This window comes from Pseudoclavibacter helvolus (genome assembly GCF_049707175.1).
Classification (GTDB): domain Bacteria; phylum Actinomycetota; class Actinomycetes; order Actinomycetales; family Microbacteriaceae; genus Pseudoclavibacter; species Pseudoclavibacter helvolus_A.
The window spans coordinates 191,179-216,193 of record NZ_JBNAFM010000001.1; the positions used below are offsets into that span (position 1 = coordinate 191,179).

The 25,015-nt window shown below is 68.7% G+C and carries 24 protein-coding genes; 11 read left to right on the plus strand and 13 right to left on the minus strand.

Translation table 11 applies throughout. The features are described 5' to 3' along the window. The first annotated feature begins 49 nt into the window (after window positions 1–49). From ACPYN9_RS01140 to ACPYN9_RS01160, 5 genes are read left to right on the plus strand one after another with little or no spacing between them, the layout of a single operon-like run. Complete coding sequence (locus ACPYN9_RS01140) at window positions 50–1,192, plus strand: glycosyltransferase (RefSeq protein WP_424463174.1); 1,143 nt, start codon at window positions 50–52, stop codon at window positions 1,190–1,192. Beyond that, complete coding sequence (locus ACPYN9_RS01145) at window positions 1,189–2,256, plus strand: glycosyltransferase (protein WP_424463175.1); 1,068 nt, start codon at window positions 1,189–1,191, stop codon at window positions 2,254–2,256. The genes ACPYN9_RS01140 and ACPYN9_RS01145 overlap by 4 nt, the downstream gene beginning before the upstream one ends. Beyond that, a complete protein-coding gene (locus ACPYN9_RS01150) occupies window positions 2,253–3,272 on the plus strand; it encodes a glycosyltransferase (RefSeq protein WP_424463177.1) in 1,020 nt (339 codons plus the stop codon). Before ACPYN9_RS01145 ends, ACPYN9_RS01150 begins: the two co-directional genes overlap by 4 nt. Then, a complete protein-coding gene (locus ACPYN9_RS01155; protein WP_424463179.1) occupies window positions 3,269–4,120 on the plus strand; it encodes a glycosyltransferase family 2 protein in 852 nt (283 codons plus the stop codon). Before ACPYN9_RS01150 ends, ACPYN9_RS01155 begins: the two co-directional genes overlap by 4 nt. 41 nt (window positions 4,121–4,161) lie before the next feature. Further along, window positions 4,162–4,434 (plus strand): GlsB/YeaQ/YmgE family stress response membrane protein, encoded by a 273-nt coding sequence (locus ACPYN9_RS01160; protein WP_424463181.1) that lies wholly within the window; start codon window positions 4,162–4,164, stop codon window positions 4,432–4,434. 10 nt (window positions 4,435–4,444) lie between these two features. On the opposite strand, the gene ACPYN9_RS01165 is transcribed toward ACPYN9_RS01160, so the two are convergent. Both ACPYN9_RS01165 and ACPYN9_RS01170 read right to left on the minus strand, forming a co-directional pair. Then, a complete protein-coding gene (locus tag ACPYN9_RS01165) occupies window positions 4,445–5,626 on the minus strand; it encodes a benzoate/H(+) symporter BenE family transporter (protein WP_424463182.1) in 1,182 nt (393 codons plus the stop codon). Between the two features lie 122 nt (window positions 5,627–5,748). Then, entirely contained in the window at window positions 5,749–6,786 is a 1,038-nt protein-coding gene (locus ACPYN9_RS01170; protein ID WP_424463184.1) for a DNA polymerase IV, read from the minus strand. Between the two features lie 144 nt (window positions 6,787–6,930). Between ACPYN9_RS01170 and ACPYN9_RS01175 the strand changes: the two genes are divergently transcribed. The 3 genes from ACPYN9_RS01175 to ACPYN9_RS01185 are packed head-to-tail and all read left to right on the plus strand — an operon-like array spanning window position 6,931 to window position 9,562. Then, a complete protein-coding gene (locus tag ACPYN9_RS01175) occupies window positions 6,931–7,944 on the plus strand; it encodes a proline racemase family protein (RefSeq protein WP_424463186.1) in 1,014 nt (337 codons plus the stop codon). Beyond that, window positions 7,941–8,891 carry an ornithine cyclodeaminase family protein gene (locus ACPYN9_RS01180; RefSeq protein WP_424463188.1) on the plus strand — a complete coding sequence of 317 codons (951 nt, stop codon included), beginning with the start codon at window positions 7,941–7,943 and terminating at the stop codon, window positions 8,889–8,891. The genes ACPYN9_RS01175 and ACPYN9_RS01180 overlap by 4 nt, the downstream gene beginning before the upstream one ends. After that, window positions 8,888–9,562, plus strand: a complete 675-nt coding sequence (locus ACPYN9_RS01185; protein ID WP_424463190.1) for a GntR family transcriptional regulator — start codon at window positions 8,888–8,890, stop codon at window positions 9,560–9,562. The genes ACPYN9_RS01180 and ACPYN9_RS01185 overlap by 4 nt, the downstream gene beginning before the upstream one ends. A gap of 135 nt (window positions 9,563–9,697) precedes the next feature. On the opposite strand, the gene ACPYN9_RS01190 is transcribed toward ACPYN9_RS01185, so the two are convergent. From ACPYN9_RS01190 to ACPYN9_RS01210, 5 genes are all read right to left on the minus strand, one after another. Beyond that, window positions 9,698–11,761 (minus strand): glucose PTS transporter subunit IIA, encoded by a 2,064-nt coding sequence (locus tag ACPYN9_RS01190; protein ID WP_424463192.1) that lies wholly within the window; start codon window positions 11,759–11,761, stop codon window positions 9,698–9,700. Window positions 11,762–11,769: 8 nt separating this feature from the next. After that, complete coding sequence (locus ACPYN9_RS01195) at window positions 11,770–13,449, minus strand: alpha,alpha-phosphotrehalase (RefSeq protein ID WP_424463194.1); 1,680 nt, start codon at window positions 13,447–13,449, stop codon at window positions 11,770–11,772. 154 nt (window positions 13,450–13,603) lie between these two features. Then, window positions 13,604–14,626, minus strand: a complete 1,023-nt coding sequence (locus tag ACPYN9_RS01200) for a LacI family DNA-binding transcriptional regulator (RefSeq protein ID WP_424463195.1) — start codon at window positions 14,624–14,626, stop codon at window positions 13,604–13,606. A gap of 215 nt (window positions 14,627–14,841) precedes the next feature. Then, window positions 14,842–15,198 carry a hypothetical protein gene (locus ACPYN9_RS01205; RefSeq protein ID WP_424463197.1) on the minus strand — a complete coding sequence of 119 codons (357 nt, stop codon included), beginning with the start codon at window positions 15,196–15,198 and terminating at the stop codon, window positions 14,842–14,844. 72 nt (window positions 15,199–15,270) lie between these two features. Further along, window positions 15,271–16,278: a S41 family peptidase gene (locus ACPYN9_RS01210; protein ID WP_424463199.1), complete on the minus strand. Its 1,008-nt coding sequence runs from the start codon at window positions 16,276–16,278 to the stop codon at window positions 15,271–15,273. 161 nt (window positions 16,279–16,439) lie between these two features. Between ACPYN9_RS01210 and ACPYN9_RS01215 the strand changes: the two genes are divergently transcribed. Further along, the gene (locus tag ACPYN9_RS01215; RefSeq protein WP_424463201.1) at window positions 16,440–16,940 is read left to right on the plus strand and encodes a DUF1990 family protein; all 501 of its coding nucleotides are present in this window, start codon (window positions 16,440–16,442) and stop codon (window positions 16,938–16,940) included. A gap of 74 nt (window positions 16,941–17,014) precedes the next feature. On the opposite strand, the gene ACPYN9_RS01220 is transcribed toward ACPYN9_RS01215, so the two are convergent. From ACPYN9_RS01220 to ACPYN9_RS01245, 6 genes are all read right to left on the minus strand, one after another. Continuing rightward, window positions 17,015–17,869, minus strand: a complete 855-nt coding sequence (locus tag ACPYN9_RS01220; RefSeq protein ID WP_424463203.1) for an inositol monophosphatase family protein — start codon at window positions 17,867–17,869, stop codon at window positions 17,015–17,017. A gap of 101 nt (window positions 17,870–17,970) precedes the next feature. Beyond that, window positions 17,971–19,161 (minus strand): ABC transporter ATP-binding protein, encoded by a 1,191-nt coding sequence (locus ACPYN9_RS01225; protein ID WP_424463205.1) that lies wholly within the window; start codon window positions 19,159–19,161, stop codon window positions 17,971–17,973. Beyond that, window positions 19,139–20,902, minus strand: coding sequence for an ABC transporter permease (locus ACPYN9_RS01230; RefSeq protein ID WP_424463207.1), 1,764 nt, complete (start codon window positions 20,900–20,902; stop codon window positions 19,139–19,141). Before ACPYN9_RS01230 ends, ACPYN9_RS01225 begins: the two co-directional genes overlap by 23 nt. Before the next feature lie 14 nt (window positions 20,903–20,916). Next, window positions 20,917–21,966, minus strand: a complete 1,050-nt coding sequence (locus tag ACPYN9_RS01235) for an ABC transporter substrate-binding protein (protein WP_424463209.1) — start codon at window positions 21,964–21,966, stop codon at window positions 20,917–20,919. 156 nt (window positions 21,967–22,122) lie between these two features. After that, complete coding sequence (locus tag ACPYN9_RS01240; protein ID WP_424463211.1) at window positions 22,123–22,818, minus strand: response regulator transcription factor; 696 nt, start codon at window positions 22,816–22,818, stop codon at window positions 22,123–22,125. Then, window positions 22,815–23,711: a sensor histidine kinase gene (locus tag ACPYN9_RS01245; RefSeq protein ID WP_424463212.1), complete on the minus strand. Its 897-nt coding sequence runs from the start codon at window positions 23,709–23,711 to the stop codon at window positions 22,815–22,817. Before ACPYN9_RS01245 ends, ACPYN9_RS01240 begins: the two co-directional genes overlap by 4 nt. 128 nt (window positions 23,712–23,839) lie before the next feature. Between ACPYN9_RS01245 and ACPYN9_RS01250 the strand changes: the two genes are divergently transcribed. Both ACPYN9_RS01250 and ACPYN9_RS01255 read left to right on the plus strand, forming a co-directional pair. Further along, entirely contained in the window at window positions 23,840–24,226 is a 387-nt protein-coding gene (locus ACPYN9_RS01250) for a PadR family transcriptional regulator (protein ID WP_424463214.1), read from the plus strand. Continuing rightward, a complete protein-coding gene (locus ACPYN9_RS01255) occupies window positions 24,223–24,759 on the plus strand; it encodes a DUF1700 domain-containing protein (RefSeq protein WP_424463216.1) in 537 nt (178 codons plus the stop codon). Before ACPYN9_RS01250 ends, ACPYN9_RS01255 begins: the two co-directional genes overlap by 4 nt. The last annotated feature ends 256 nt before the right edge of the window (window positions 24,760–25,015 follow it).

The following is a 25,015-nucleotide window of genomic DNA, read 5'->3' on the forward strand; positions in this document are numbered from 1 at the left end:
GGCTGTCAAGAGCCCGACCCAGCTCGGCATCCCCTGGTTACCTGGAAGGGTGTCATCCCCCAGCACTTTAGACGTCGTCGGCGACGCCAGCCGAAGCATCCGCGTCGCGAGCGTCCCCGCAGGGCACGTCTACGTCAGGCATCTCTCCTCCCCCAACCTTGACCCGGCTTCCACGAGCCCCGTGCGCCTCCCCGACCCTCACCCAGACGGCTCCGGGCGCGTCGCCACCGGGCCTTGGTGGCCACCCATCATGCTCGTCCCCTCCTGGATCGACGAGCACGCCGACGAGTTCGACGTCTTCCACCTGCACTTCGGCTTCGATGCCCTCTCGCCAGCGACGCTGCAAGAGGTGGTGGATGCGCTGCGCCGACACGGCAAGCCGCTCGTGTACACCGTGCACGATCTCACGAACCCGCACCATGCCACGCCGGAGGCGCACACGGCGCACCTCGAGGTGCTCATTCCAGCAGCAGACGCGCTCATCACGCTCACGTCTGGGGCGGCTGACGAGATCGAGCGCCGCTGGGGCCGCCGTCCCCTCGTGCTGCCGCACCCGCACATCGTCGAGCCCGAGGAGGTCGCGGCGGCCCTCGCCGCCCGCGACGAGGGCGACGGTCGCTTCCGTGTCGGCGTGCACACGAAGAGCCTCCGCGCCAGCCTGGACCCGCTGCCGGTGATCGAGGCGCTCGCCGAGCTCGCCGACGCCGATCCGAGCTTCGTCGTGCACGTCAACGGCCACCGGGAGGTGCTCGAGCCCGGCGGCGAGCGGTACGAGGCCAACATCGCCGAGCGCCTCCGGGAGCTTGCGCAGTCTGGGCGCATCGAACTGCGCATCCACGACTACCTCAGCGACGACGAACTGTGGCGCTACCTCGCGTCACTGGACGCCTCGGTGCTGCCATACCGGTTCGGCACGCACTCCGGGTGGCTCGAAGCGTGTCGCGACCTCGGCACGGCGGTCATCGCGCCAGACCTCGGCTACTTTGCCGACCAGGGTCCGGTCTTCGCCTACCGACGCGACGCTGCGGGAACTCTCGACGCTGACTCCCTGCGGGCCGCCGTCAGAGCGGCCGCCCTGACTCCGTCGGCGCCCGTCGCGCCGGCCGCGCGCGCCGCGCAGCGGGACAGCCTCGCTGCGGCACACGCCGAGGTCTACGAGTCCGTGCTGCGCCTGAGCGGAGCAGCGCTGTGAGAATCTGCGTCATCGGTCCCTCGAGGTTCCCCATCAGCGAGCCCTTCGCCGGCGGCCTCGAATCGCACACGCACGCGCTCATCCTCGCGCTGAAGCGGCGCGGCCACGACGTCACGCTTTTCGCGGCCCCCGGCTCAGACCCGGCCCTCGGCGTCGAGCACCTCGACATCGAGACGTTCACCATGAGCGACACCGCGCGCCGCGACGTCGGCGCCATGCCGATCGAGTGGATGCACGAGCACCACGCCTACCTCGCGCTCATGCTGGACCTGGCGCAGACAGGAGCTGCGCGCTTCGACGCGGTGCTCAACGTCAGCATCCACCACCTTCCCGTCGCGATGTCCGGCATGCTGCAGGTGCCCTTCTTCACGACGCTGCACACGCCACCGGTCGGCTGGATCGAGTCGGCGGTGCGCATCAGCGGCTCGACCGGAACCTTCATCGCCGTCAGCTCGCACATGCGCGACGCGTGGGCGGCGAGCGTCGACTGCTCGGTGATCCTCAACGGCGTCGACACCGACCGTCTGCTGCCGGGACCCGGCGGAGGGGCGGCGTTCTGGTCCGGCCGCATCGTGCCAGAGAAGGGGCTCGAGCTCGCGATCGAGGCCGCCGACCTCGCCGAGATGCCGCTCGACATCGCGGGGCCCGTCTTCGACCCCGAGTACTTCGACCGCGAGATCCGGCCCCGCCTCGGCGGACGCATCCGCTACCTCGGCCACCTCGACCACGCGACGCTGTTTGCGCACCTCGGCCACGCCAGCGTGACGCTCGTGACGCCGAGATGGGATGAGCCCTACGGCCTCGTCGCGGCGGAATCGCTTGCAGCGGGCACGCCCGTCGCCGCGTTCGAGCGGGGCGCCCTCCCCGAGATCATCGACGCGCACAGCGGCAGGCTCGCGACCCCCGACAGCGCGCAGGCCCTCGCCGCAGCGGCCACCGAGGCCGCTCGGCTCCCTCGGGACGGGGCCAGATCGCGAGCGGTCGCCTTCTGCTCGCTCGAGCGGATGGTCGACGAATACGAGGCGCTGCTCGGCGCCCGGGTGGAAAGGCGGGAAGCGGCATGACCGAGACAGCGACGTCCGGTGCTGGGAGCATCGGCTACTACGTGCACCACCGAGGTGGCGGCCACGCGAGGCGTGCCCTCGCGATCGCGCGCGAATGCACGACCCCGGTGACCGGCCTGTCAACGCTACCGAAGCCCGAGGCATGGCTCGGGCCGTGGATCAGACTGGAACGCGACGACCTCGCCGTCTCGCCCCTCGAGCCGACCGCCAACGGCGCGCTGCACTGGGCGCCCGTCGACGACGAAGGCATGCGCAGGCGCATGGCCCGAATCTCGGCATGGATCGCCGACGCGGAACCCACGCTCTTCGTCTCGGACGTCTCCGTCGAGGTCGCGGCGCTCGCGCGCCTCCACGGCGTGCCCGTCGTCTCCGTCGCACTCCCCGGCGTGCGCACCGACGCGCCGCACACGCTGGGGTTCGGCCTCTCCGACGCCGTCCTGGCCGCGTGGCCAGAGGGCGCGGAGGACATGCTTCCCGGCGCATCCGCCCGAGTACTCGCACGTCTGCACCCGGTCGGCGCGATCTCGGCGGCGGAACGCGCCGAGGGTCGCGGCCCGGGACCCATCACCCGCGTACTCGTGCTCGCGGGCGGTGGGGGCGGCGGCATGACGTCGGCGCAGATCCGCGAGGCCAAACGGCAGACCCCTGGCGTCGACTGGGACGAGATCGGCACGACCCCGGGCAATCGGGTCGCCGACCCTGGCCCCCGCATCCGCGAGGCATCCCTCGTCATCACCCACGCGGGCCAGGGTGCGATCGCCGACGTCGCCGCAGCCCAGGTGCCCGCGGTCGTCGTGCCCCAGGACCGCCCGCACGACGAGCAGCGCTCGGCGGCGCGGGTGCTCGCCGCCCGACCTGACCTGCCCGTGATCGTCACCGACACGTTCGAGCGCGACGACTGGGCCGCTCTGCTCGAGCGCGCGTCGCAGCTCGATGGGCGTCGCTGGACGAGCTGGAACGACGGTGCGGGGGCGTTGCGCGCTGCGGCGCTGCTCGACCGGCTGGCGAGCAGATGACCAACGAGGGCATCCGGACCGCGCTCATCACGATCGTCCACGGCCGGCACGCCCACCTCGGCGCGCAGCGCGCGGGCCTGCTGCGCCAGACGCACCCGGCGGACGACTCGATCGTCGTGGCGATGGGCGACCCGGCGGTCTCGCTGCTGGTCGACGAGGATGCGCTCGACACCGAGGTCATCGAGCTGCCCGCCGATCCCTCGGCCCTGCCGCTCGCCGCCGCAAGAAACGCGGGCGCAAGGCGGGCGCTGGAGCGCGGCGCGGAGCTGCTCGTCTTCCTCGACGTCGACTGCATCCCCGGGCGGGGCCTGCTCGGCGCGTACCGCGCGGCGGCCACCGACCCGCGCTGGTCCGATCACCTCCTGAACGGGCCGGTCACGTATCTGGCGCCTCCCGGCCCCGGTGGCTACGACGGCGAGCACATCGAGCTCCACGACGCACCGCATCCCGCGCGCCCAGCGCCCGCCCCAGGCGACGTCGTGCCAGGGAACGATTGGAACCTTTTCTGGTCGCTGTCGTTCGCGACCACGGCGCAGACCTGGCGGCGCATCGGCGGGTTCTTCGAGGGATACGACGGCTACGGCGGCGAAGACACCGACTTCGCCCGCGTCGCGAAATCGGCTGGGGTCGGCCTGGGCTGGGTCGGGGGCGCACGCGCCTACCACCAGTGGCATCCGACCTCGAACCCGCCCGTGCAGCACGTCGCGGATATCGTCCGCAACGCGAACCTCTTCCGCGAGCGCTGGGGCGAATGGCCCATGGTCGGGTGGCTTGACGCGTTCCGCGAGCGCGGGCTCGTGGCCGGGGGCGTCGGCGACGAGCGCTGCACGGTCGTCGCCGGCTCGTAGGCTTGGGGTATCGATCTGTCCCCCGACCCTCTGGAGCCAGCGTGAGCTACTTCGCCTTCCTCGCCATCGGACTCATCGCGGGGGTGATCGCGAAACGATTCCTGCCGTCCCGAAAGCAGGACGACTGGGTGGCGCCCCTCTTCGTCGGCGCGCTCGGCGCGCTCTTCGGTGGCTGGCTGAGCAGCGTCCTCTTCTGGAGCAGCACGAGCAACCCGTTCTCGTTGCCGAACTGGACCTCGGCGGTCGTCGGTGCCGTCGCCTGCCTCGCGGTCTACCTGCTGATCGTGCGGCTCACGGCCCGGCGGGGCGACTGACGGCGGTCGGTCACGAGCGCGGTCGTACCACGACGCGCACCAGTAGCCCGGCGACGAGCGCCCAGAATGCGGCGCTGATGCCGCCGATGGCGATGCCGGATGCGGCGGTCGCGAAGGCGACGACGGCCGGCACCAGCTCCCCGGTGTCGGCGAGCGCGGCCTTGAGCGACGCCGCGAGGGTGCCGATGAGGGCGAGCCCTGCGACCGCCGCGATGACGCCGGCGGGCGCGAGCAGCACGAGCGTGCCGAACGCGGCCGATGCGATGCCGAGGACGATGACGACGACCCCGTTGGTGACGCTCGCGATCCAGCGCCGCGATCGGTCTTCGCCTGCTTCGGGACCTGCCGCGAGGGCGGCGCTGATGGCGGCGAGGTTGATGGCGTGCCCGCCTGCTGGGGCGCCGATGACCGTGCCGATTCCGGTCGCGACCAGCGAGCGGCGCCAAGGTACCTCGTAGCCGAGCCCCTTCATGACGGCGACGCCGGGAACGTTCTGGGAGGCCATCGTCACGAGGTACAGCGGCAGCGCGATGCCGATCATCCCGGCGATCGAGAGCTCCGGGGCTGTGAATTGCACGCGCGGGGCCAGGTCGGCGGCGGCAATCGGCGCCCCGGAGGCGACGATGTGCACGCCGATGACGACGGCGGCGACCAGGAACGCGATCGGTGCCGCCCAGCGCGGGGCGAAGCGGAGCGCGAGCAGCCAGGCGACGACCACCGGGGCCACGGCGAGCGGGTTCTCGGCCATGCCGGTGATCGGGCCAAGACAGAGCTGGAACAGCACCCCCGCGAGCATCGCCTGGGCGACGGAGACTGGGATGCGCGCCACGAGGGCCCCGAGCTGCGGGATGAGGCCGGTGGCGACGATGAGGATGCCGGTGAGGAGGAACGCGCCGACCGCCACGGGCCAGCCGCCTTCGACGGTGCCGGTCGCGGCGAGCAGCGCCGCTCCTGGCGTCGACCAGGCGACGGTGATGGGCAGGCGAGTCCAGGCCGCGAGGACGATGCAGCCGAGCCCCATCGTGACGCTCACCGCGAGCAGTCCGCTCGATGCTTGGTCCGGGCTTGCCCCCACCGCGGTGAGGCCGGTCAGCACCACAATGAAGGAGCTGGTGAAGGCGACGAGCGCCGAGACCACACCGGCCGAAATCGGCCGCAGGATGCTTTCGCGCGGCTTGACGCTGCTTGTCATCCGTGGCCCTCGTCTCGTCGGCTCGCGCTTCCCGCGATCTGCAATTCAGCGTAGAGGCAGGCGGACGGGCGACGAGACCAGCCGCCGACGGTGCCTCGTGGGCTGGGGCCCGAGCGCGCCGGTCAGAACAGGGTCGGCTGGACCATCTCGACGGGCACGAGGCCGGTCAGCGTGACGCTCGCGGACTCGATCTCGGTGGTCTTCGACGCGAGCAGGAGTCGCTTCGCGACGGGCATCCACACGTCGAACGAGGAGCTCGAGTCGATGCCCTGGTACTTCTCCCGGACGGGGCCGAGCCCGACCGGGCGCAGCTCAAGCTTGATGCCCGTCGCGCTGAGGCCCGCGCGGCTCGCTCGGTGGCAGACGCGCTCGACGCATCCCTCGAGCACCTCCTCCGGGGTCCGGTCGGCTCTGGCGTAGCCGGACGTCGACGACTCCGAGGTCAGGGTCGTGCGGTGACGGATGGGCGTGATCGTCGCCTCGTCGGTGCCTGCCCGGATGCGCCACAGGCGACGCGCCATGCCGGTGCCGCAGACCCGCAGCAGCTCATCGCGCGGGATGACGTCGACGTCGCCGATGCGCGCGACGCCGAGCTTGATGAGGCGCGCCTCGGTGCGAGCCCCGACGCCCCAGACGTCGCCGATGGGCAGCTCGGTGCGCAGCTCGAGCTCACGCGCCTCGTCGATGACGTGCACACCGTCGGGTTTCGCGGCTTTCGAGGCCAGCTTCGCCATGAGCTTCGTGCGCCCGATGCCGACGCTGACCGGGATGCGAAGCTCAGCAGCCGCACGACGACGGAGCTCATGGGCGACCTCGAGCGCGTCCTCCGGGGTGCGGGCGCCGACGTCGAGGAACGCCTCCTCGATCGACCCCGGCTCGATCCCCCGCGCGACCGAGTCGAAGAGTGCGTACAGCGCGTCGCCAACCGACTCGACCTCCTGCCGATAGGACTCGACCAGGAGAATGCGGGGGCACAGCTCGCGCGCCTCGGAGACGAGCATGCCCGCGTGGATGCCGAACTCCCGAGCGGGGTAGTTGGCGCTCGCGATGAACAGGTGCGCGACCGCGGCCACCGGCTTCGCCGCGAGCTCGGGCCGGTCACGCAGGGCGACCGATGCGAAGAAGGCGTCGGCGTCGGCATGGAGCAGGTACGAGTTCATGACCAGCCCATCGTACCTATGTTCTAGGGCTCGTTCGAGGCAGGTCCGCAGAGCGTGTCACGCCGCATCCGGCACCCCGACCATCAGGCCCCCAGGAGCCGAGTCGCCTAGGGTGAGTGCAATTGCAATCCCCCAGGAGGCCTCGTGCGCGAGCGATACGCAACGATCGACTATCACACCGCCGGCGAGCCGTTCCGCATCGTCCCTGACCTCGGCATCCCGATCAACGGCGACGACGTTGCGAGCAAGCGTGTCGTCGCGATGGCCTCGCCGGACGTCGACCGGGTGCGACGACTGCTGTGCTTCGAGCCACGCGGACACGCGGACATGTACGGCGGATTCGTCGTCGAGCCCGACGACGCCGGTGCCCACTTCGGGGTGCTGTTCTGGCACAAGGATGGCTTCTCGACCGCCTGCGGCCACGGCACGATCGCGCTGGGAATCTGGGCCGTCGAGTCAGGCCTCGTCGCCGCCGATCCGAGTGGAACGACCGACGTGGTCATCGACGTGCCTTCCGGGCGGGTGACCGCCCGAGTCCACTGCGATCCCGATGGTGCCGTCGCGGGCGCCGACTTCATCAACGTGCCCGGGTACGTGCTCGCGCGAGACGTCCCCGTGCTGACCTCCCGCGGCGAGGTGCTCGCAGACCTCAGCTTCGCCGGCGCCATCTATGCGCAGGTGGATGCCAGCTCGGTCGGGCTGTCGATCGAGCCGGAGGACGTGAGCGAGGTCATCGCGTTCGGCCGCGAGGTGAAGTGGCTCCTCGACAAGTCCACGCACGCCGAGCATCCGAGTGACCGCCGGTTGAGCGGCGTGTACGGCACGATCCTCTTCACCGATCACAGCGCCGACGGGGTCGTGCACCAGCGCAACGCGACGGTCTTCGCCGATGGCGAGCTCGACCGCTCCCCGTGTGGCTCCGGCACCTGCGCGCGCGTCGCCACGCTCACCGATCGGGGGGTGCTGCCCGTCGGGGCCGAGCTCGTGCACGACTCGATCGTCGGCTCCCGGTTCCTCGCCCACGTCGTCGCCGAGAGCGTTGAAGCGGGCCGCCGGGCAACCACCACGCAGGTCTCCGGAATCGCCCACAAAACCGGCGAGCACGTCTTCGAGGTCGACCCGCGCGACGAGATGACCCCGGGCTTCGTGCTGCGATGAGCGCGCGCATCCCCTACCTCGACGCCGCCGACGTCGGCGCCCTGCTCACGCCGACGGCGGCGGTGGAGGCGCTCCGCCTCGCGCTTGTGGAGGGCTTTCGGCCCGAGACCGACCATGCGCGGATCTTCGAGCCGCTGCAGGCCGGCGAGTTCCTGCTCATGCCCGCCGAGACCCCCACCAGCACGGGCATCAAGCTGCTGACGATCGCCCCGCAGAACCCAGCGGTGGGGCTCGCGCGCATCCAGGGGCTCTACGTGCTCTTCGATTCGGCGACGCTCACCCCTCGTGCCCTCATCGATGGGCCCGCGCTGACCGATATCCGCACCTCCGCCGTCTCGATCGCCGCGATCAAGGATGCGCTCGAGCGCGACCGAGGTGCGCTCGACGTGGTCGTCTACGGGGCAGGCCCCCAGGCGCGGACGCACGTGCGCACCGCCAGGGCGGTCCTCGAGGGCACCCGCGCCGTCGGGTCGGTGACCTCGGTCGTCCGCTCCCCCGCTCGCGCGGCCCTCGTCGAGGATTTCGCCGCGATCGTCGCGGCCGGCAGCCCCGAGGCCGAGGCCGCGACGCAAGCGGCGGGACTCATCCTGTGCACGACGACCGCTTCGACCCCGCTCTTCGACGACGAGCTCGTGCGCGACGACGCAGTCGTGGTCGCTGTCGGCTCGCATTCGCCAGAGGCGAGGGAGCTTCCCGGCGCCCTGCTCGGCCGGTCGGATGTGATCGTCGAAGAGGTCGGCGCCGCGCTCCGCGAGTGCGGCGACGTGGTCATGGCCATCGACGAGGGCCATCTCTCGGCCGACGACCTGATCCCGATGGCGGAGCTCGTGCGCGGAACCAGGGCTCCCCGCGGCGGGCGCCCCGTGGTGTTCAAGAGCGCCGGCATGTCGTGGGAGGACCTGGTGCTCGCGCAGACCATCGCCGAAGCCTCGGAGCGGCGCGGGTGAGCTCACCCGCCGCGGGGCAACGCGGCAGCGGCCGACGCGACTCCGTGCGGCAGCGCGTGGCTGCGGCGCTGCGTGCGGCACTCATCGCTGGCGACCTCGAGCCGGGCCGAGTCTACTCGGCGTCTGCCCTCGCCGCCCGCTTCGCCTCGTCGGCGACTCCGGTGCGCGAGGCCATGCTGGAGCTCTCTCGGGACGGGATGGTCGAGGTCGTCCCGAACACCGGTTTCCGGGTCACGGAGGTCTCGCGCGCCGAACTCGACCACCTTGCGGAGGTGCGCCGGCTGCTCGAGGTACCCGTCATGGTCAACCTCGCCGAGCACCGCACCGCGGCCGACGCGGCGCGCATCCGCTCGCTCCTGCCGCTCGTCGACGCGATGAGGCGGGCCGAGGAAGCGGGCGACATGGTCGCTTACCTGACGGCCGACACGGAGTTCCACACCTCGTTCCTCGCCCTGCACGGCAACCCGGAGTTGGTCCAGATCGTGCGCCGGGCCCGCGAGCGCAGCCGGCTCCACAACCTGCAGTCGCTCGCCGAGGCCGGCCAGCTCACCGCATCCACCCTCGAGCACGAGCACATGATCGACGCGGCCCTCAACCGAGATGGGGAGCGGATGCGGGAGCTAGCGACCCGTCACCTCGCGCACGTGCGGGGCGAGTGGGCGCGGGGCTGAGGTGGCCGCGGAGGCGAGGGGGCGGCGCGCCACACCAAAAGCCCCCGGCAGCCGACTCGAGGGCGCATCCTCGAGTCAGCCACCGGGGGCTTTTTCTGTCGTCTCGTGCGGTCGCCGAACGACCGCGCGAGAACTCTAGACGCCGGCGGGCTCGCGCTTCCCGAGGCGCACCTTCTTGACGGCGCGCTCGGTCTCGAGGTCGTTGTCGCTGTAGCCGAAGAAGTAGGTGAGCGTGAACGACACGACCAGCGCCGCGGCGGAAGCGATGAGGAAGCCGTAGAAGCTGTGATCGAGGCCCGCCGGGTTCACGAACGACGGGAAGCCGACGAAGGCCCCCGTGAACCCGTACATGTTGACGTCCATAAGCCCGGTCAAGAAGCCGCCAACGGCGCCACCCGCCGACGCGGTGATGAAGACGCGGCCGTACTTGAGGTTGAGGCCGTACATCGCCGGCTCCGTGATGCCGCAGAACGCCGAGATCGTTGCGGGGCCCGCGAGCGTCTTGATCTTCTGGCTGCGCGTCTTGATCCAGATGGCGAGCGCGCCGCCACCCTGCGCGACCATGGTCGCGGAGATGATGGCGTTGAGCGGTGAGGAGCCGTCGATCGCGATCTGCGAGGCGACGAGCGGGATGACTGCCCAGTGCAGGCCGAAGATGACGAGGCACTGGTAGAGCGCGCCGATGACGAGCCCCGCGATCGCGTAGTTGACCTCGAGTACGCCGTTGATGCCGTTGGCGATGCCACCCGAGATGGTCATGATGATCGGCCCGAAGACCACGAGCATGACGGTCGAAATGATGAAGACCTCGAGGAGCGGCGCGAAGATCATCCGCACCACCGACGGGATGTACTTCTTGAGCAGCGGCTCCAGCAGCGAGGCGAGGTAGGCGGCGACGATGATCGGGAAGATCGAGTACGCGTAGGCGTTGCCCTGTGGCAGTGCGACGGGGATACCGAAGAAGTCGGCGTTGAAGATCGTGTTACCGAGCTGGCTGACGACCGTGTAGCCGTCGGATGCCGGGTCGGACATGGCGACGACCGAGGGGAACACGAGCACGCCGCCGATGATCGCGACAATGATGGGGTCGGAGCCGAAGCGTCGCGCCGCCGTGAAGCCGATGATGATCGGCAGGAAGTAGAACATGGACGACGACATGGCGTCGATGAGCGCGTACGTGGAGCTGTCGCTCTCGACGACACCGAACTGCGTGAGCAGGGCGAGGATGCCCTTGAGGATGCCGGATGCGGCGAGCAGTCCGATGACGGGGATCATCGACCCCGTGATGACGCCGATGAGGGAGCTGAAGCCGAACTTGAACCAGCCGATTGCCGTCGTCGGCCGCTCCACCGGCTCGTCCTCGGCGCTCGACTCACCGGTGCCGCCGATGACGCGCACGACGGCGTCGTAGACGTCCTCGACCGCGGGGCCGATGACGACCTGGTACTGGCCGCCCGCCTTGATGACGTCGATGACGCCGTCGAGGTTCGAGACGAGGTCGTCGTTCGCCGCCGCGGTGTCCTTGAGCGTGAAGCGCACGCGCGTGATGCAATGGATGACGTTCCGGATGTTGTCCTTGCCGCCGACGCCCTCGACGATGTCGTAGGCGAGCGCGTCGAACCCGGTAGCGCCGGATGGGTGCGCGGCGGCGGGTTCGGCCGTGCTGCGCTCGGCCACCGCTGCCGGTGCCGCGACCGGTGCGGCGGCGGGCGCCGGTGCATCCGTTTCCGGGATCTCGAGGGTCGCAGCGGGCTCGCCGAGGCCGACCGCACCGATCGCCGGGTGCACGGAGCCCTTCTGCTGCGCGAGGTTCAGGAAGATGACCATGGTCATCGTGCTCTTGCCCGCAGCCTCGACAGCCGCGAGGTCCATGCGCCCAAGTGGCTGGCCTGCGTCGACCCGCTGGTCGACCTCGACGTTCATCGAGAACGGTGCACCCTCGAGCTCAACCGTGTCGATGCCCATGTGCACGAGCACCTCGAGGCCGTCGTCGGTGCGGATGCCGAACGCGTGCGCCGTCTTGGCGACCATGATGACGGTTCCTGCGCAGGGCGCGACGACGTCGTCAGCGCTCGGGGCGACCGCGAACCCGTCCCCCATCGCCTTCGAGGCGAACATCGGGTCTGGGACCTCGGTGATCTCAACCACGGTGCCGGCAAGCGGCGCGACGATCTCACCGCTGAGGTCAGTCTGTGTCATTGCTACTCCTAGCTTTCGGAAGGTTCGAGGATGATCGCGAGCGCCTCGTAGGGCGCCAGCTCGACGTCGGGCGACCCGGGGGCGTCGGTGCGGTCGGTGTTGGAAATGAGCACGCGGCCCGCGGTGAACGCGGCCGGCACGTCGATGCGGGCAGGGGCCGCAGCGAAGTTCGCGAGCACCAGCAGGCGTGTGGATGCGAGGCGCCGCTCGTAGGCGAAGACCTGCGGGTGTTCCGGCGCGAGTCCTGTGACGTCGCCGTGGCTGATGACGCGGTGTTCCTTCCGCAGCGCGATGAGCCTGCGGTAGTACGGCAGGATGCGCCCGCCGGCTTCCTCGGCGGCCACGTTGATGTGGTCCCCGTTCGTCGGACGCAGCCACGGCGTCCCCGACGTGAACCCCGCGGTGGCGCCGGGCTCCCACTGCATCGGGGTGCGGGCGTTGTCTCTGGCCTTCGCGCGGACGATGGCGAACGCATCCGCGTCGGACATCCCAGTGCCCACGAGCGCCTTGTGGGCGTTGACGGCCTCGACGTCGACGTAGTCGTCGATGCTCGTGTACTCGGGGTCGGTCATGCCGATCTCCTCGCCCATGTACACGTAGGGGGTGCCGCGGAACAGGTGCAGCACGGTCGCGTGCATCGTCGCCGATTCGATGCGGAACTCGCCTGGATCGCCGAAGCGATCGAGGGCCCGCGGCTGGTCGTGGTTGTTCCAGAACAGCGCGTTCCAACCGCCGCCGGCCTGCATCCCCTCGGCCCACTCCATGAGCACGCGTCGGAGGTCGCCGAGCTCGAAGCGGGCGAGCGACCATTTCTTCCCGTCGGCGTAGTCGACCTTGAGGTGGTGGAAGTTGAACACCATCGACAGCGCGCCCGACTCCGGGTGCGAGTACTCGACGCACCGCTCGATCGACGTCGACGACATCTCCCCGACCGTGACGCATCCGGGATCCTGGCCGTAGCTGGCCGCTGCCAGTTCGCGGAGGAAGGTGGTGACGAGCTCGCCGTCGGTGTACATGAAACGGTCGTCAGCACCTTCGGGTGCCGAGGGCAGATCGAGCGGCTTCGAGATGAGGTTGATGACGTCGAAGCGGAAGCCGCGCACCCCTTTGAGCCGCCAAAATTCGACGACCTTCGCCATCTCGCTGCGCACCCGCGGGTTGTGCCAGTTGAGGTCGGCCTGCGTGCGGTCGAAGAGGTGCAGGTAGTAGTCGTCGGTGTTGCCGAAGCGGCTCCACGCCGCTCCCCCGAACTTCGACACCCAGTTGTTCGGCAACTCACCGTCTGGGCTCCCAGGACGCACGTAGTAGAAGTCCCGATACTCGTCGTCGCCGGCGAGCGCGCGCTGGAACCACTCGTGCTCGGTCGACGTGTGGTTGAGCACCATGTCGAGCATCACCTCGATGCCCTCGGCCTTGAGCCCGGCGACGAGCTCCTCGAAGTCGGCCATCGTCCCCATCACGGGGTCGATGCGGTAGTAGTCGGAGATGTCGTAGCCGTTGTCGGCCTGCGGCGACTCGAAGAACGGGTTGAACCACACCATGTCGACGCCGAGGGAGGCGATGTACGGGATCTTCCGGATCACTCCGCGAAGGTCGCCGACGCCGCTGCCCGTCGAGTCGAGGAAGGACTTCGGGTAGATCTGGTAGACGGTGCTCTGCTGGAAGCCGCCATTGGATTCGGTACGCATCGGCCAAAGCCTAGGACTGGAATCGGCGCCGATCGCGGCGGTTGCGTGACTGTTGCGTGCCTTTGCGCAACAGGGAACCCGGCGCGCACCTGAGCTGGTGAGCGGTGCTGTGGCGCTGCGGCGCCTGCAGGTGGATGCGGGACGCGCGGCCCCGTCAGCGTCCGGCTGGCCTGCCGGTCGAGTCCCGCACGACGAGGCGTGTCTCGAGGGTCACGGCTTCGTTGGGCAGGTCTCCCTGGAGCGCGCGCAGCGCCATCCTGCCCGCGAGGTGGCCCTGCTGGCGGGCGGGCTGCGCGATGGTCGTCAGGTGCATGAGGCTCGCGATCGGGCTGTCGTCGACGCCGATGATCGAGAGGTCCTCGGGGATGCGCACGCCAGCCTTCCGGAAGGCCGAGATCATGCCGGATGCGAGGTCGTCGGACGACGCGAAGACAGCGTCCGGAAGGCGCTCCCCCGCGAGGAGCTGCTCGGCGGCGGCCTGTCCGGCGGCGCCGCCGAACGGCACCTGCACCTGCCAGCTCGGGTCGAGGCCTGCGCGCTCCATGCTGGCCGCGAAGCCCTCCGCGCGTCGACGCGAGGCGCTTCCCGGCGTGCCCTCGTGGTCAGTGCTCGAGGCGTAGGCGATGCGCGTGCATCCGCTGTTGATGAGGTAGTTCGTGGCCTGCTGCCCGGCGACCGCGTCGTCGATGCCGACGCTCGCGAGGCCCGCGACGACCGAGCCCGCGACGACCACGGGCACGCCGAGGCGGCGCACGTCTGGCACGGGCATGCGCCGCGGCATCGGGACGAGCACGACCACGTCGCTGTTCCGGGAGAGCGCCGTGGCTTCGAAGAGCTTCGCCCGCTCGCGGCTCGAGAGGCCCTGGTACACGGTGAGGGTCGCGCCCGTCGGGGTGAGGACGTCGTGCAGCCCAGCGAGGATCGAGCCGAACACCCAGCGATCGGGCTCGGGGATGACGGCCGTGATGCGGCCGGCCGCGCGGACGTCTCTGCTCGCGTCGCGGCCGACGTCCTCGGCCACGTACCCCATCGCCTTCGCGATGCGGCGGATCTCGACGCGCTTGGCCGTCGAGACGCCCGGCACCCCGCTGAGCGCCCGAGAGACGGTGGAGACGGAGACGCCCGCCGCGGCGGCGATGCTCGCCATCCCGACGGGAGGGGCTTCTTCTGGCTCCATGCTCGCGACTCTATCTGTTGCCACGCAGGTGCAGACGCGTCTCCGGAACCCGCGTGCCCGCGTGCCCGCGTGGCCGCTGAGATGGTGGCATCGCTGTCGGAAGAACCGGCGGGCCCGGTGGGGCACGAACCCACGACGCGCGAACGGTTGCGCATCCCCAGCGATCATGTCGTCGTCTCGACCGCTACTCGAGGCCATCCGCGCTGATGCGGTGATCAGTGGTGGACGCGCCTGCGCAAGCTCCAGATCCCCATGACCAGCAGTCCGGCGGCAACCAGCAGCAGGGGCATCCAAGAGCTGACCTGCGCGAAGTTGAGGACCATGTTCGCGATCGCGAGGGCCAGCCAGAGTGCACCGAATCCCGCGGCAACCCAAGCCAACACGTGCGGGTAGGGCTTGAATGGCTTCTCAGATTGCTTGAGGCACGACGCGAAGAGGAGCACGAGTCCAAGGAGCCCGATTCCGGCCGCGGCGATGTGGGACGAGGGCGGTTCTGGGTTGATGGTCGCGCTCAGGATGCAGCCGAGCATCATCAGTACGCCCAAGGGTGCTGCAACCGTTCTCTGCTTCATCTGGCTCCAATCGGCGCGTGTCGCGTGAGGCGCAGGGCGCGGCTTTCTCCCCGGCGCGGTCGGCTTGCCAGGCTATTCGACGCAGGTCTCGCTGATCCAGTCGTGCGCGGCTTCCTCGGCATCGTCGCTGATGGTCGAAACGTCCGCGGGAATCGGGAGCGGCATGATGGCGCCCGTGCGATCGGCGTAGTTCGTGGTGGTGAGCACGAGTTCGGAGCCGTCTCTCAGCACCCAGGCATCGTTGCCGGTGGCACGGCCAGCCGACTGCATCCCGAAGGTCCGAACGTTCTCCTGCCCCCTGAATGCGGTCAGGACCATCTCCGCGGCTGACCCGGTCTCCATGTCCTGCAGGACAGCAATCGGCAGGCCTGCACCTGAGAGATCGAACTGCACAACCGGTGTTGCGTACGTGAGAGGTGGGTGGTCTCCCGCCGAGACCTTCGAACTGGTCACGGCGATCGCTGAGACATTCCCATCGCGATCGACGAGGCTCGCGACCTCGACCTGATCCAACAACGGCGATACTGCGCCCAGCATCGGATACATATTGCCGCCGTGGTTGCCTCGCAGGTCGACGATGAAACCGCAGGTCTCCGACGTCGCCCTACCCGTCAGCCCTCTGGAGCCAACTTCGGCGTATGTGCGAGCGGCCTCCCCCTCCTGACCGATCGCGGGGACCGTGATCGTGACGGTATTCCCTCGTGTGGACTCGACGGTCGGCGGAAGCCCCGGGGCATCGGAGTACCTCTGCTCACGATCTGATGGCGACATGTACCAGGTGTGCACCCCTCCAGCGCTGCTGGCAGCGACCGCGATCGCTTCACGAGCCTCCTCGAGATCAGCCGCGGTTCTCCCAGCCTCAAGGAGCTCGGACCTCTGTGCGGACCAGTCGCCGCCAGAGTAGAGCCCGTGCTCTTCGAGGATGTCTGCGGCCTCGATAGTGAGCTCTTCCGGAGTGACCGCCGTGGCCGTGGAAGTCGGTAGCGGCCGCGGGGCGTCTTGGACAGCGCACGCCGACACGAGAAGCAGCGCCGCGCCTGCGGCGAAGAGGCGGGCGGATCGCAGCCTCCAGCTAGTCACGCGCCGCCTCCGTTTCCGCATGCTTCGAGGGTACGGAAACGCGTCACGTGTAGCGACTCTGACGCCTCTGTCCGGGTCCTGACCAAGCGCAAGCCAGCCACCAAGAGGCCTAGGCAGACCCGGGGTCGCAGAGAGGACTCGACAGATGTCAGGCTGGGGCCGTGTCAGCAACCGAGCCGCGCACCCTCACTCAGCCGCACCTGGAGGTGTGGCTGCGCAGCCCCGCGCGGTTCCGCCGGTTCGAGCAGACGGTGACGATCGGCGACGGCGACGCGTTCTGGGAACGAGCTGCTGCGGACCTCCTGCTCTGGCGGGTGAAGTCGCGCAGCGGGTTCGAGGTGCACCCCTCGCGGGCGCCCGTCGCCGTGGGTGATCGGCCGACGATCGTGGCGGGCTGGGGCGGGGTGCGCATCCTGGAACCCGTCGAAGTTGTCGCCGTCGTAGAGAGCCCCGATCGAGTCGGCTTCGCCTACCGCACACTCCCCGGCCACCCCGTCAGCGGCGAAGAAGCGTTTGTCGTGCGGCGAGTGGATGGTCGCGTCGAGTTCACGATCCGCTCATTGACTCGCCCAGCACCGTCCGGCCCCTGGCGCGCACTCTACCCGGCACTGCGCGTCGCGCAGCTCGTCGCGCGGTGCCGGTATCTGCGGGCGCTTCGTTGAGCCGCGGAACGACCCACGATGCTCGAGCGGTCGGCTCAGCACGTCGACACTCTCGACTGCGACGAACCGTTGGATCAGACCTCAGTGAAGACCGACGGAACTGGCCGAGTGCTTTGCCGTCGCATGAGCGCCTCGATGAGCGGGAAGTCGGCGCCCGCGACTGTGCCGTAGTAATGGCGGTGCAGGTGATCGGACTCTCGGGGGAGCTCGACGCCGTCCCCGTACGTGCGATAGATCCCGCCTGCGCGCTTCAAGATGAACGCCGGCGCGGCGACATCCCACGGCGAGGCCTCGAAGGAGAAGACCGCATCGGCCCACCCCGCGGCGACGTGCGTCAACGTGATCGCGCTGCTCCCGAGATCCCGCACATGCGAGTACGTGTCCTCCAGTTCTGCATATGCCTCCAGCGCGTCCGCCCTCAAGTGCACCAGGTCACGCGGGAGAGGGAAGCTGGCGAGGACGGTCGCGCGTTCCGGTGTCGTCGCGCCCTCGGAGCGCAGGCCTTCGCCGTTCAGGAACGCACCCCGCTCATCCGCGACGAACATGTTGTCAGCTACGGGGTCGTAGACCACGCCGGCAACAACCTCCCCGTCGACTGCGGCGCCAATGCACACGGCCCACAACGCGATACCCCGCGCGAAGTTCGAGGTCCCATCGATCGGGTCGATGAACCAGGTCACATCACCGGCTCCGCTCGCGCCGCCTTCTTCTCCGACGATCCGCGAATCGGGCGCTTCATTGGCGATGACACCTCGGATGTACTGCTCGGCGCGAACGTCGTACACCGTCACCAGATCGTGGAAGTTCGTCTTCTCGTCAATGCCCAGGCCCTTAGATCGGAAGCCCTCGAGGGCTATCGTACCCGCACCGCGCGCGGCCCCCTGGGCGATCTGAGCCAGTTCGATGCTGCTGATGACCTTCCTGGTCATGCGGTCTCCATCCTCGTGCGTTGTTCATCGTGATCGAAGACGTGCGGTGCGGAGCGCGCGGCACGACGTGTGACTCGGTTGCCTGCCCGGACTGCACGCACCTAGTGCCCGGAGCCCGCTTCTTCGTCGTAGTCCGACTTCGGCAGCAGCCACCCGCGGTCCGGCGCGATGCTCACGCGCACGCAGTCCATGGGCCGGAGGATGTCCTCCACCGAGGGGTCGGAGACCTGCGCGACGATCGTGCCCGTGTCGGTCTCGATCTCGTACTCGACACTGTCGCCGTGGAAGATCGCGTTGAGCACGCGCCCGATGTCGCCACGCACCTCGTCGGCCTCGATGCGTCCCGAGAGGCGGACCGATTCCGGCCTGATCATCAGGAGCACCTCCGTGTCGATCGTCACCCCGTCCTGGCAGTCGGTCTCGAACTCGCGGCCAAGCGCAACGACGCGCGCACGCCCGCCGGCGGGCTCTGCCAGCAGCGTGGCGTCGAGGAACGTCGCCCGCCCGATGAAGTCGGCGACGAACACCGACTCGGGGCGCCGATAGACCGTGTCCGGCACGTCGACCTGCTCGATCCGGCCCCGGTTCATCACCACGATGCGGTCCGAGAGCGTCATCGCTTCGTCCTGGTCGTGTGTGACGAAGATGCTCGTGATGCCGAGCCGTCGCTGGAGGCGCCGGATCTCGTTGCGCATGAGCACTCTGAGCTTCGCATCGAGGTTCGACAACGGCTCGTCGAAGAGAAGCACTTTGGGCCGCATGACGAGTGCGCGGGCTAGGGCGACGCGCTGCTGCTGACCGCCGGAGAGCTGATGAGGCGCCCGGTCGGCGAAGTTCATGAGGTTCATGATCGTGAGGACCGTGTCGACCTCCTCGCGCATCCGCGCGGCCGGCACCTTCTTGAGCTTGAGCCCGTAGGAGACGTTCTCGCGAACCGACAGGTGCGGGAAGAGCGCGTACGACTGGAACACCATCGACATGGGGCGCTGGTTGGGAGCGACCCTGATCATGTCGGCCCCGTCGAGTTCGAGCTCGCCGGAGGTCGGCTCCTCGAACCCGGCGATCATGCGCAGCGTCGAGGTCTTGCCGCACCCGGAAGGCCCGAGGAGCGTGATGAACTCCCCCGGCTCGATCTCGAGGTCGATGGAGTCGACGGCCAGCGGGTCGTCGGCCTTCGCGCCATACCGCTTCGTCAGCTTTCGGAGCGTGATGCGGCCGAGCGCGGCCTCTGGGTCGATGCCAACGGCCTCGGCGAGGCCGTCGACGGAGTCAACGACGGTGTGTGCGACCACGGAAGATCACCTTTCGGACGAGGAGGTTGATGATGAGGATGAGGGTCAGCACGATGAGGATGAGCACCGTGCAGTAGGCGAACGCGTTGCCGAAGCGACCCGAATCGACCTCGGCGAGGATCTGCGAGGTCATGATCTTGATGCCAGGGGTGGTCAGGAACACGATCGGCGACAGCGTCGTCATGGAGCGCGCGAACGCGAAGGTGAGGCCTGTGAGGAGCGCCGACTGGATGAGCGGGAGCGTGACCTTGCGGAAGGTCGTGCCGGAGCCCGCTCCCAACGAGGTCGAGGCCTCCTCGATGGCCGGGTGGATCTGGTTCAGCGCCGCGATGCCGGAGCGCTGTCCAGAGGGTACCGATCGAGTGATGTAGACCATGACGATCGCGATTCCACCGGCGAACGCGGCGCTGCCGCCGGCGAGCGCTGGCAGGATCTGGACGCCGAAGATCGTCGTGGGGGTAATGTAGCTGAGCGCGTATCCGATGCCGAGCACAGTGCCAGGCACGGCAAGGCCGAGCATCCCGACGAAGTCCAGGATCCCGGCGGTTCGGCGGAGCTTTCGCACGACGAGCCACGCGATCAGCATGCCGAGGATTCCCGCGATCGGAGCAGCGATGAGCGCCAGCGTGGCGGTGTCGGTCATGGCCTTCGAGCCGATGCCGGTGAGCACGAAGGTGAAGTGGTCGAGGGTGAACTCGTTGTTCACGCCCGGCACCTTCATGAAGCCGCCTGCGAGCACGGTCAGGTAGATGGTCACGACGAGCGCGCTGATCGAGCCGACCAGCACCAGGATCGGCACACGGATGCTCGCGGCCGTGATCTGCTCGGATCGTCCTGTCGGCTTGCCGGTCACGGTCACGACGCTGCGCTTCGAGACCCAGTAGCGCTGGACGAGGAAGACCAGGAGGGCCGGGACGAGGATCGTGAGCGAGTACGCCGCTCCCGCGCTCGTGTTGTAGTCGCCGGTCACTGCGAGGTAGGCCCTGCTCGCAAGGACTGTGTAGTCGCCACCGAGCACGAGCGGGTTGGCGAGGTCGGCGATCGACTCGACGAAGAGGAGCAGGAAGGAGCCTGCGAAGCCGGGGACGAGCATCGGGATCGTGACGGAGAAGAACACCTTGAGCTTGCTCGCGCCGAGACCTGCTGCGGCCTCATCGAGGCTGGGGTCGAGCGATTCCAGCATGCCCCGGAAGTTCATGTAGGCGACGGGGAAGAACGAGAGCGCGAGGACGATGACGAGCCCCGGGAGGCCGTAGATGTCGCCCTTGATCCCGAAGATGCCGTTGCTGATCGCGCCGTTGCGTCCGAAGAGCGTGATCACGGCGGTCGCGACCGCGAAGGGTGGTGCCACGATCGGGACCATCGCCAGGAGGTGCAGGGCACGCTTGCCGCGGAACGCGACTCGGACCTGGGCGAAGGCGAACAGGAAGCCGATGATCGTGCCGAGCACCCCGACGATGAGCCCCAGGATGAGGGTGTTCAGGACGATCCGGTGGTTGACCGGGTCGGTGACTATGCTCCCGAGCACGGCGAGGCCGTCGGGGGCGAACGCGGCCGAGAGGAGGCTCATCACCGGGTAGCCGATGAGCAGCAGGAGGATGAGGCTGACGGCGAGACCGAGAATGACGACGCTGCGGTCGACCCGTGCTCGGGAGCGGGGCGCTGACCGCGCGCCTCGCCTGGGGGCGGGGGTCGCGGGCGGCGTGACGCCGCCCGCGACTGCTTCAAGTGTGGAGGTCATTGGTCGAGTGGCTTCTACTCCTTGGGAGCAGGCGCCACCTCCGCGTCGAATCGGGCCGTGAGTTCATTGCGTGCCTCGCCTGCCGCGTCGATATCCGCGTGCACGAGCTTGAGCGTGTCAAAGTCGACCATGTCCTCGGTGATGGTCGCATCCGGGTTCGTCGGCACGCTGTAGCTGCCGACCGTCGCGGCGAGGTCCTGTGCCTCAGCCGTCAGCGTCCAGTCGATGAACGCCTTGGCACCTTCGGGGTTCTTCGCGTTCTTGATGAGCGAGACCGCGCCGACCTCGTAACCGGTGCCCTCGGATGGGAAGGTCGTCTGCAGGTTCGTGAAGCCCTCGTTGACGAACTTCTGGCAGTCCTGGGCGAAGATCACGCCCGTCGCGACCTCGCCGCGGCCGGCCATCTGGCCTGGCGCGCTGCCGCTCTTCGAGTACTGGAGGATGTTCGAGTGGAGCTTGCCGAAAAAGCCGATCGCCGCGTCCTGGTCGCCGTCGTTCAGCTCGACCTCGGTCCAGAGCGCCTGGTAGGCCGTGCCCGAGGTTCCCGGGTGAGCCATGGCGATGTTGCCCTTGAACTTCGGGTCGAGCAGCTCTGCCCAGGAGGTGGGCGCCTCCGCGCCGATCTCCTCGAGGACGTCGGTGTTGGAACAGAAGCTCAGCGCCCCGACGTACACGCCGGTCCAGCGCCCGTCCGCGTCCTTGTACTCGGCCGGGATCTGCTCGGCGTTCGGCGACGTGTACGGCTCGAGGTAGCCGGACTCGTCGGCCGCGAGGTGCCCCTCGGCCCCGCCGCCGAACCATGCGTCGAACTCGGGAGTCTCGCCGGTTGCGCTGAGCCGTGCAACGGCCTCGCCGCCGCTCAGGCGCACGTAGTTGGCCGGGATGCCGGAGGCAGCAGTGAACTCGGCGGCGATGAGCTGGCACCAGTCTTCCTGGGGGCTGCAGATGAACGTGACCGGTTCACTCGAGCCGCCCGCTTCTGTGCCCGCACCCGCCGAGCATCCGGCCAAGAGAGCGGTGGCGGCCGCTGCCGCGACCGCGAGAGGAAGCATTTTGCGTTGCATGCTGGAGAACTCCTTTGTTCTGTATTCCGTACTGTCGAGCATCAGGACGCGATGCCTGACGCTCCAACGGTAGGAGCGGGGCGAGCGGCGCCCAGTGACAGCTTGGTGATGCTCGGTGACAGTCCTGTCACCGTCTCGCTCGCCGAGGCGTGATGGTCAGCGGTCGGCGCGCAGCAGGTACCCGGTGCCTCGTACGCTCTCGATGGCCGCGGAGCTTCCGACGATGGCCGCCTCGAGCTTGTGGCGCATCCGGTACACCGTGGCTTTGATCATCTCTCGGTCACCCTGTCGGTCAGACTCGCCCCAGCAGATGAGGAGGAGCTGCGAGAAGTCGAGCGGCGAATTCGGATGCGACATGAGCGCGGCAAGGAGCTTGTACTCGATGTTCGTCAGGGCCACGCGCTCGGCACCGACGATCACGTCGTGACTCGCCGGGTCGAGCTCGAGGCGGACGCCCCCGCTCACGACTGCGCGGGACGCATCCGGTCGGCGCACCAGCCGTTGAGCCCTGAGGGCGAGCTCGCGCGGGTGAAACGGCTTGGCGACGTAGTCATCGGCCTCGGCTTCCAGCCCCGCGATGCGCTCGGAGACCTCGCCCTTGGCGGTCACGAGCATGACGGGCAGGTCCCAGCGCGACTTGATGCGCTGGCAGAGCGAGATCCCCGAGATGCCCGGCAGCATGATGTCGAGCACGACGAGGTCGGGGCGCGCTCGCTCGAGCGCCGTCCATGCGGCTTCGGCGGAGCGGAACGACTCTGTGGAGAAGCCCTGCGTCTCGAGGGCGAACGTGACGATATCGAGCATCGCGGGTTCGTCGTCGACGACAAACGCGAGGCTGTGCGGTGCCGTCATCCCCGACGTCCACTGGTATTGGCGTCGAACAGCGGAAGCGTGAACATCATCGTCGTCCCTTTCCCCGAGATCGTGTCGACGTGGATGCGACCGCCCTGGAGCTCCACGAACTGCTGCGAGATGAAAAGGCCGATGCCCGTCCCGTTGCCAAGCGGCCTGCCGCTCGAGAAGCGACTGAAGAGCCGCTCGCGCTGCGCATCCGTCATACCCGTCCCTCCGTCGCTGACGGAGATCATGACCTCGTCGTCTCCAGGAACGATACGCACTTCGACCCGCCCGCCTGCCGATTCGCTCCTCGCCGCGTTGTTCACGAGGTTCGTGATGACCTGCCTCGTGAGCTGCGGGTCGACGAACGCGCTGACCGGCGCCCCTGGTGCATCCAGGATCACCGTGACGTCGGAGATCTCGGACAGCTCCTCGACCACCCCGCGGAAGAGGACTCGCAGGTCGACCCGAGACCGCTCGATCGACACGAGCCCAGCCTCGAGGCGGGCCCTCGTGAGCAGCTGCTCCGAGAAATTGTGCATGCGCACGGCGTTGTCGATGATGCGGTGCACGAACACCGCCTGCTTGTCGGTCAGCGGCCCGGCTCGCTCTTCTGCGAGCAGCTCGCCAGCCCCTTGGATGACCGCAAGCGGCGTGCGGAGCTCGTGGCTCAGGACCGACGCCTGGTCGGCGCGCCTCGTGCTGAGCTCGGCGACTTCTTCAAGTCGCCTGCGGTCTCGCCGCTGATCGCGCAGGACGAACCCGACGGACGTCCATGCCGCCGCGAGCGCGGTCAGCGTTGCCAGGCCGGTCGCCCAGTCCAGGCGTGCAACGGTGAAGCCTGCGGCCAGGATTCCGGAGACCACCGACACGAGGAGCGCACACGCTGCCCACCTCGACATCATCATCACCCGGATAAACCTAGACGATCACGCAACGTGGACAGCGAGAACGTCACACCAGCTTCGACGAGTTGCGTTGAAGCCTGAGGTCGAGCCGCTGGCGTTAGTCTGCATTGCAAGATATAGTGCATTGCATGACTAACCCGGTTGGCGCGCAACTCCGCAAGGGGGTCGTCGAGTACTGCGTGCTCGGGCTCCTGCAGCAGGGCCCCGCGTACGGGTGGCGCATCTCGGAGCAACTGGTCGAGCTCGGCCTCATCGGCAGCATCGGCACGCTGTACCCCCTGCTGAATCGCCTGCGGGAGCGGCGCCTGATCGTCGCGCACGCCGACGAATCCGACTCGGCTCGACCACGCAAGTACTTCGCGATCACCACGGAAGGGCTCGCCCAGCTGGAGCAGTTCCGCGACCAGTGGCGTCCGTTCGCCGTTGCCGTGGGAGCGGTCATTGAACCCCATGCCGACCTGGCGCACCCTGACGCCAGCCGTCCACTCGATCAGCAGGAAGCAGGCAGCGCATGACGCCTTTCGAATCGCAGAACAACGACGCACTGCAGTACCTGAGGGAACTCGAAGCCGCACTCGCGGAGAGCCCGCAGGATCTCCGCGAGGAGATCCTCGGTGATATTGCCGATGAGCTGCGCGGACTCGATGAAGACGCGACGAGGGTCAAAATCCGCGAACTCGGTGACCCGCGGGCTATCGCCGCCGATGCACACGCTGAAAGCTCCGTGCCGCCCGTGCCAGAGACGCCACGCGGCTACGCGATAACGACGTCCGTGCTGCTCATCGCGGGCTGGTATGTCGTGCCCGTTCTCGGCTGGCTGGCGGGCCTCATCATGATCGGGGCCGGCGCCCATTGGCCGAGCAGGGTCCGCCGGAACGGGATCCTCTCATCCGTCGCCGTGATCGTCGCTTCGACCATCGGGCTGCTTGTGTTCCGCGGAAGCGACGCCTGGCTGGCTGGCGTCATCATCTTCGCGGCAGGCCCGCTGATCGGCAACATCTTCGTCGCCGACTACCTGCGCAGTAGGTGGGGCGCGACCACGGCCTGAGAACAGTGAGTCCGGTGATGCTCGAACCTCCCGTGGCCATGGACTCTCGGGCCGCCACGAGAGTGCGCTCATCGCACTCTCTCGCTGGTCGTCGGCATGGATGTCAATGGCGGTGTCGGCAGGGTGAGCTCTGACCCAGGCGCACTGCCGGACGCCAGTCGCACACCAGCTGAGCGACGCTCGCCAGGCAAAGCCCAACACCCGGCAAGTGACCGCGACCGGAACTCGGACAAAGGCAAGATCGCGGACCAGCGGG

Coding starts and splice junctions, on each gene's coding strand:
- ACPYN9_RS01240 (WP_424463211.1), bottom strand. CDS start 22,818: ATGACGGCACCGCACAGCCTCGCGTTTGTCGTCGACGACGAACCCGCG.
- ACPYN9_RS01205 (WP_424463197.1), bottom strand. CDS start 15,198: ATGAAGCAGAGAACGGTTGCAGCACCCTTGGGCGTACTGATGATGCTC.
- ACPYN9_RS01195 (WP_424463194.1), bottom strand. CDS start 13,449: ATGCGTACCGAATCCAATGGCGGCTTCCAGCAGAGCACCGTCTACCAG.
- ACPYN9_RS01150 (WP_424463177.1), top strand. CDS start 2,253: ATGACCGAGACAGCGACGTCCGGTGCTGGGAGCATCGGCTACTACGTG.
- ACPYN9_RS01190 (WP_424463192.1), bottom strand. CDS start 11,761: ATGACACAGACTGACCTCAGCGGTGAGATCGTCGCGCCGCTTGCCGGC.
- ACPYN9_RS01250 (WP_424463214.1), top strand. CDS start 23,840: ATGACTAACCCGGTTGGCGCGCAACTCCGCAAGGGGGTCGTCGAGTAC.
- ACPYN9_RS01230 (WP_424463207.1), bottom strand. CDS start 20,902: ATGACCTCCACACTTGAAGCAGTCGCGGGCGGCGTCACGCCGCCCGCG.
- ACPYN9_RS01165 (WP_424463182.1), bottom strand. CDS start 5,626: ATGACAAGCAGCGTCAAGCCGCGCGAAAGCATCCTGCGGCCGATTTCG.
- ACPYN9_RS01220 (WP_424463203.1), bottom strand. CDS start 17,869: ATGACCAGGAAGGTCATCAGCAGCATCGAACTGGCTCAGATCGCCCAG.
- ACPYN9_RS01180 (WP_424463188.1), top strand. CDS start 7,941: ATGAGCGCGCGCATCCCCTACCTCGACGCCGCCGACGTCGGCGCCCTG.
- ACPYN9_RS01235 (WP_424463209.1), bottom strand. CDS start 21,966: ATGCAACGCAAAATGCTTCCTCTCGCGGTCGCGGCAGCGGCCGCCACC.
- ACPYN9_RS01155 (WP_424463179.1), top strand. CDS start 3,269: ATGACCAACGAGGGCATCCGGACCGCGCTCATCACGATCGTCCACGGC.
- ACPYN9_RS01255 (WP_424463216.1), top strand. CDS start 24,223: ATGACGCCTTTCGAATCGCAGAACAACGACGCACTGCAGTACCTGAGG.
- ACPYN9_RS01245 (WP_424463212.1), bottom strand. CDS start 23,711: ATGATGATGTCGAGGTGGGCAGCGTGTGCGCTCCTCGTGTCGGTGGTC.
- ACPYN9_RS01170 (WP_424463184.1), bottom strand. CDS start 6,786: ATGAACTCGTACCTGCTCCATGCCGACGCCGACGCCTTCTTCGCATCG.
- ACPYN9_RS01200 (WP_424463195.1), bottom strand. CDS start 14,626: ATGGAGCCAGAAGAAGCCCCTCCCGTCGGGATGGCGAGCATCGCCGCC.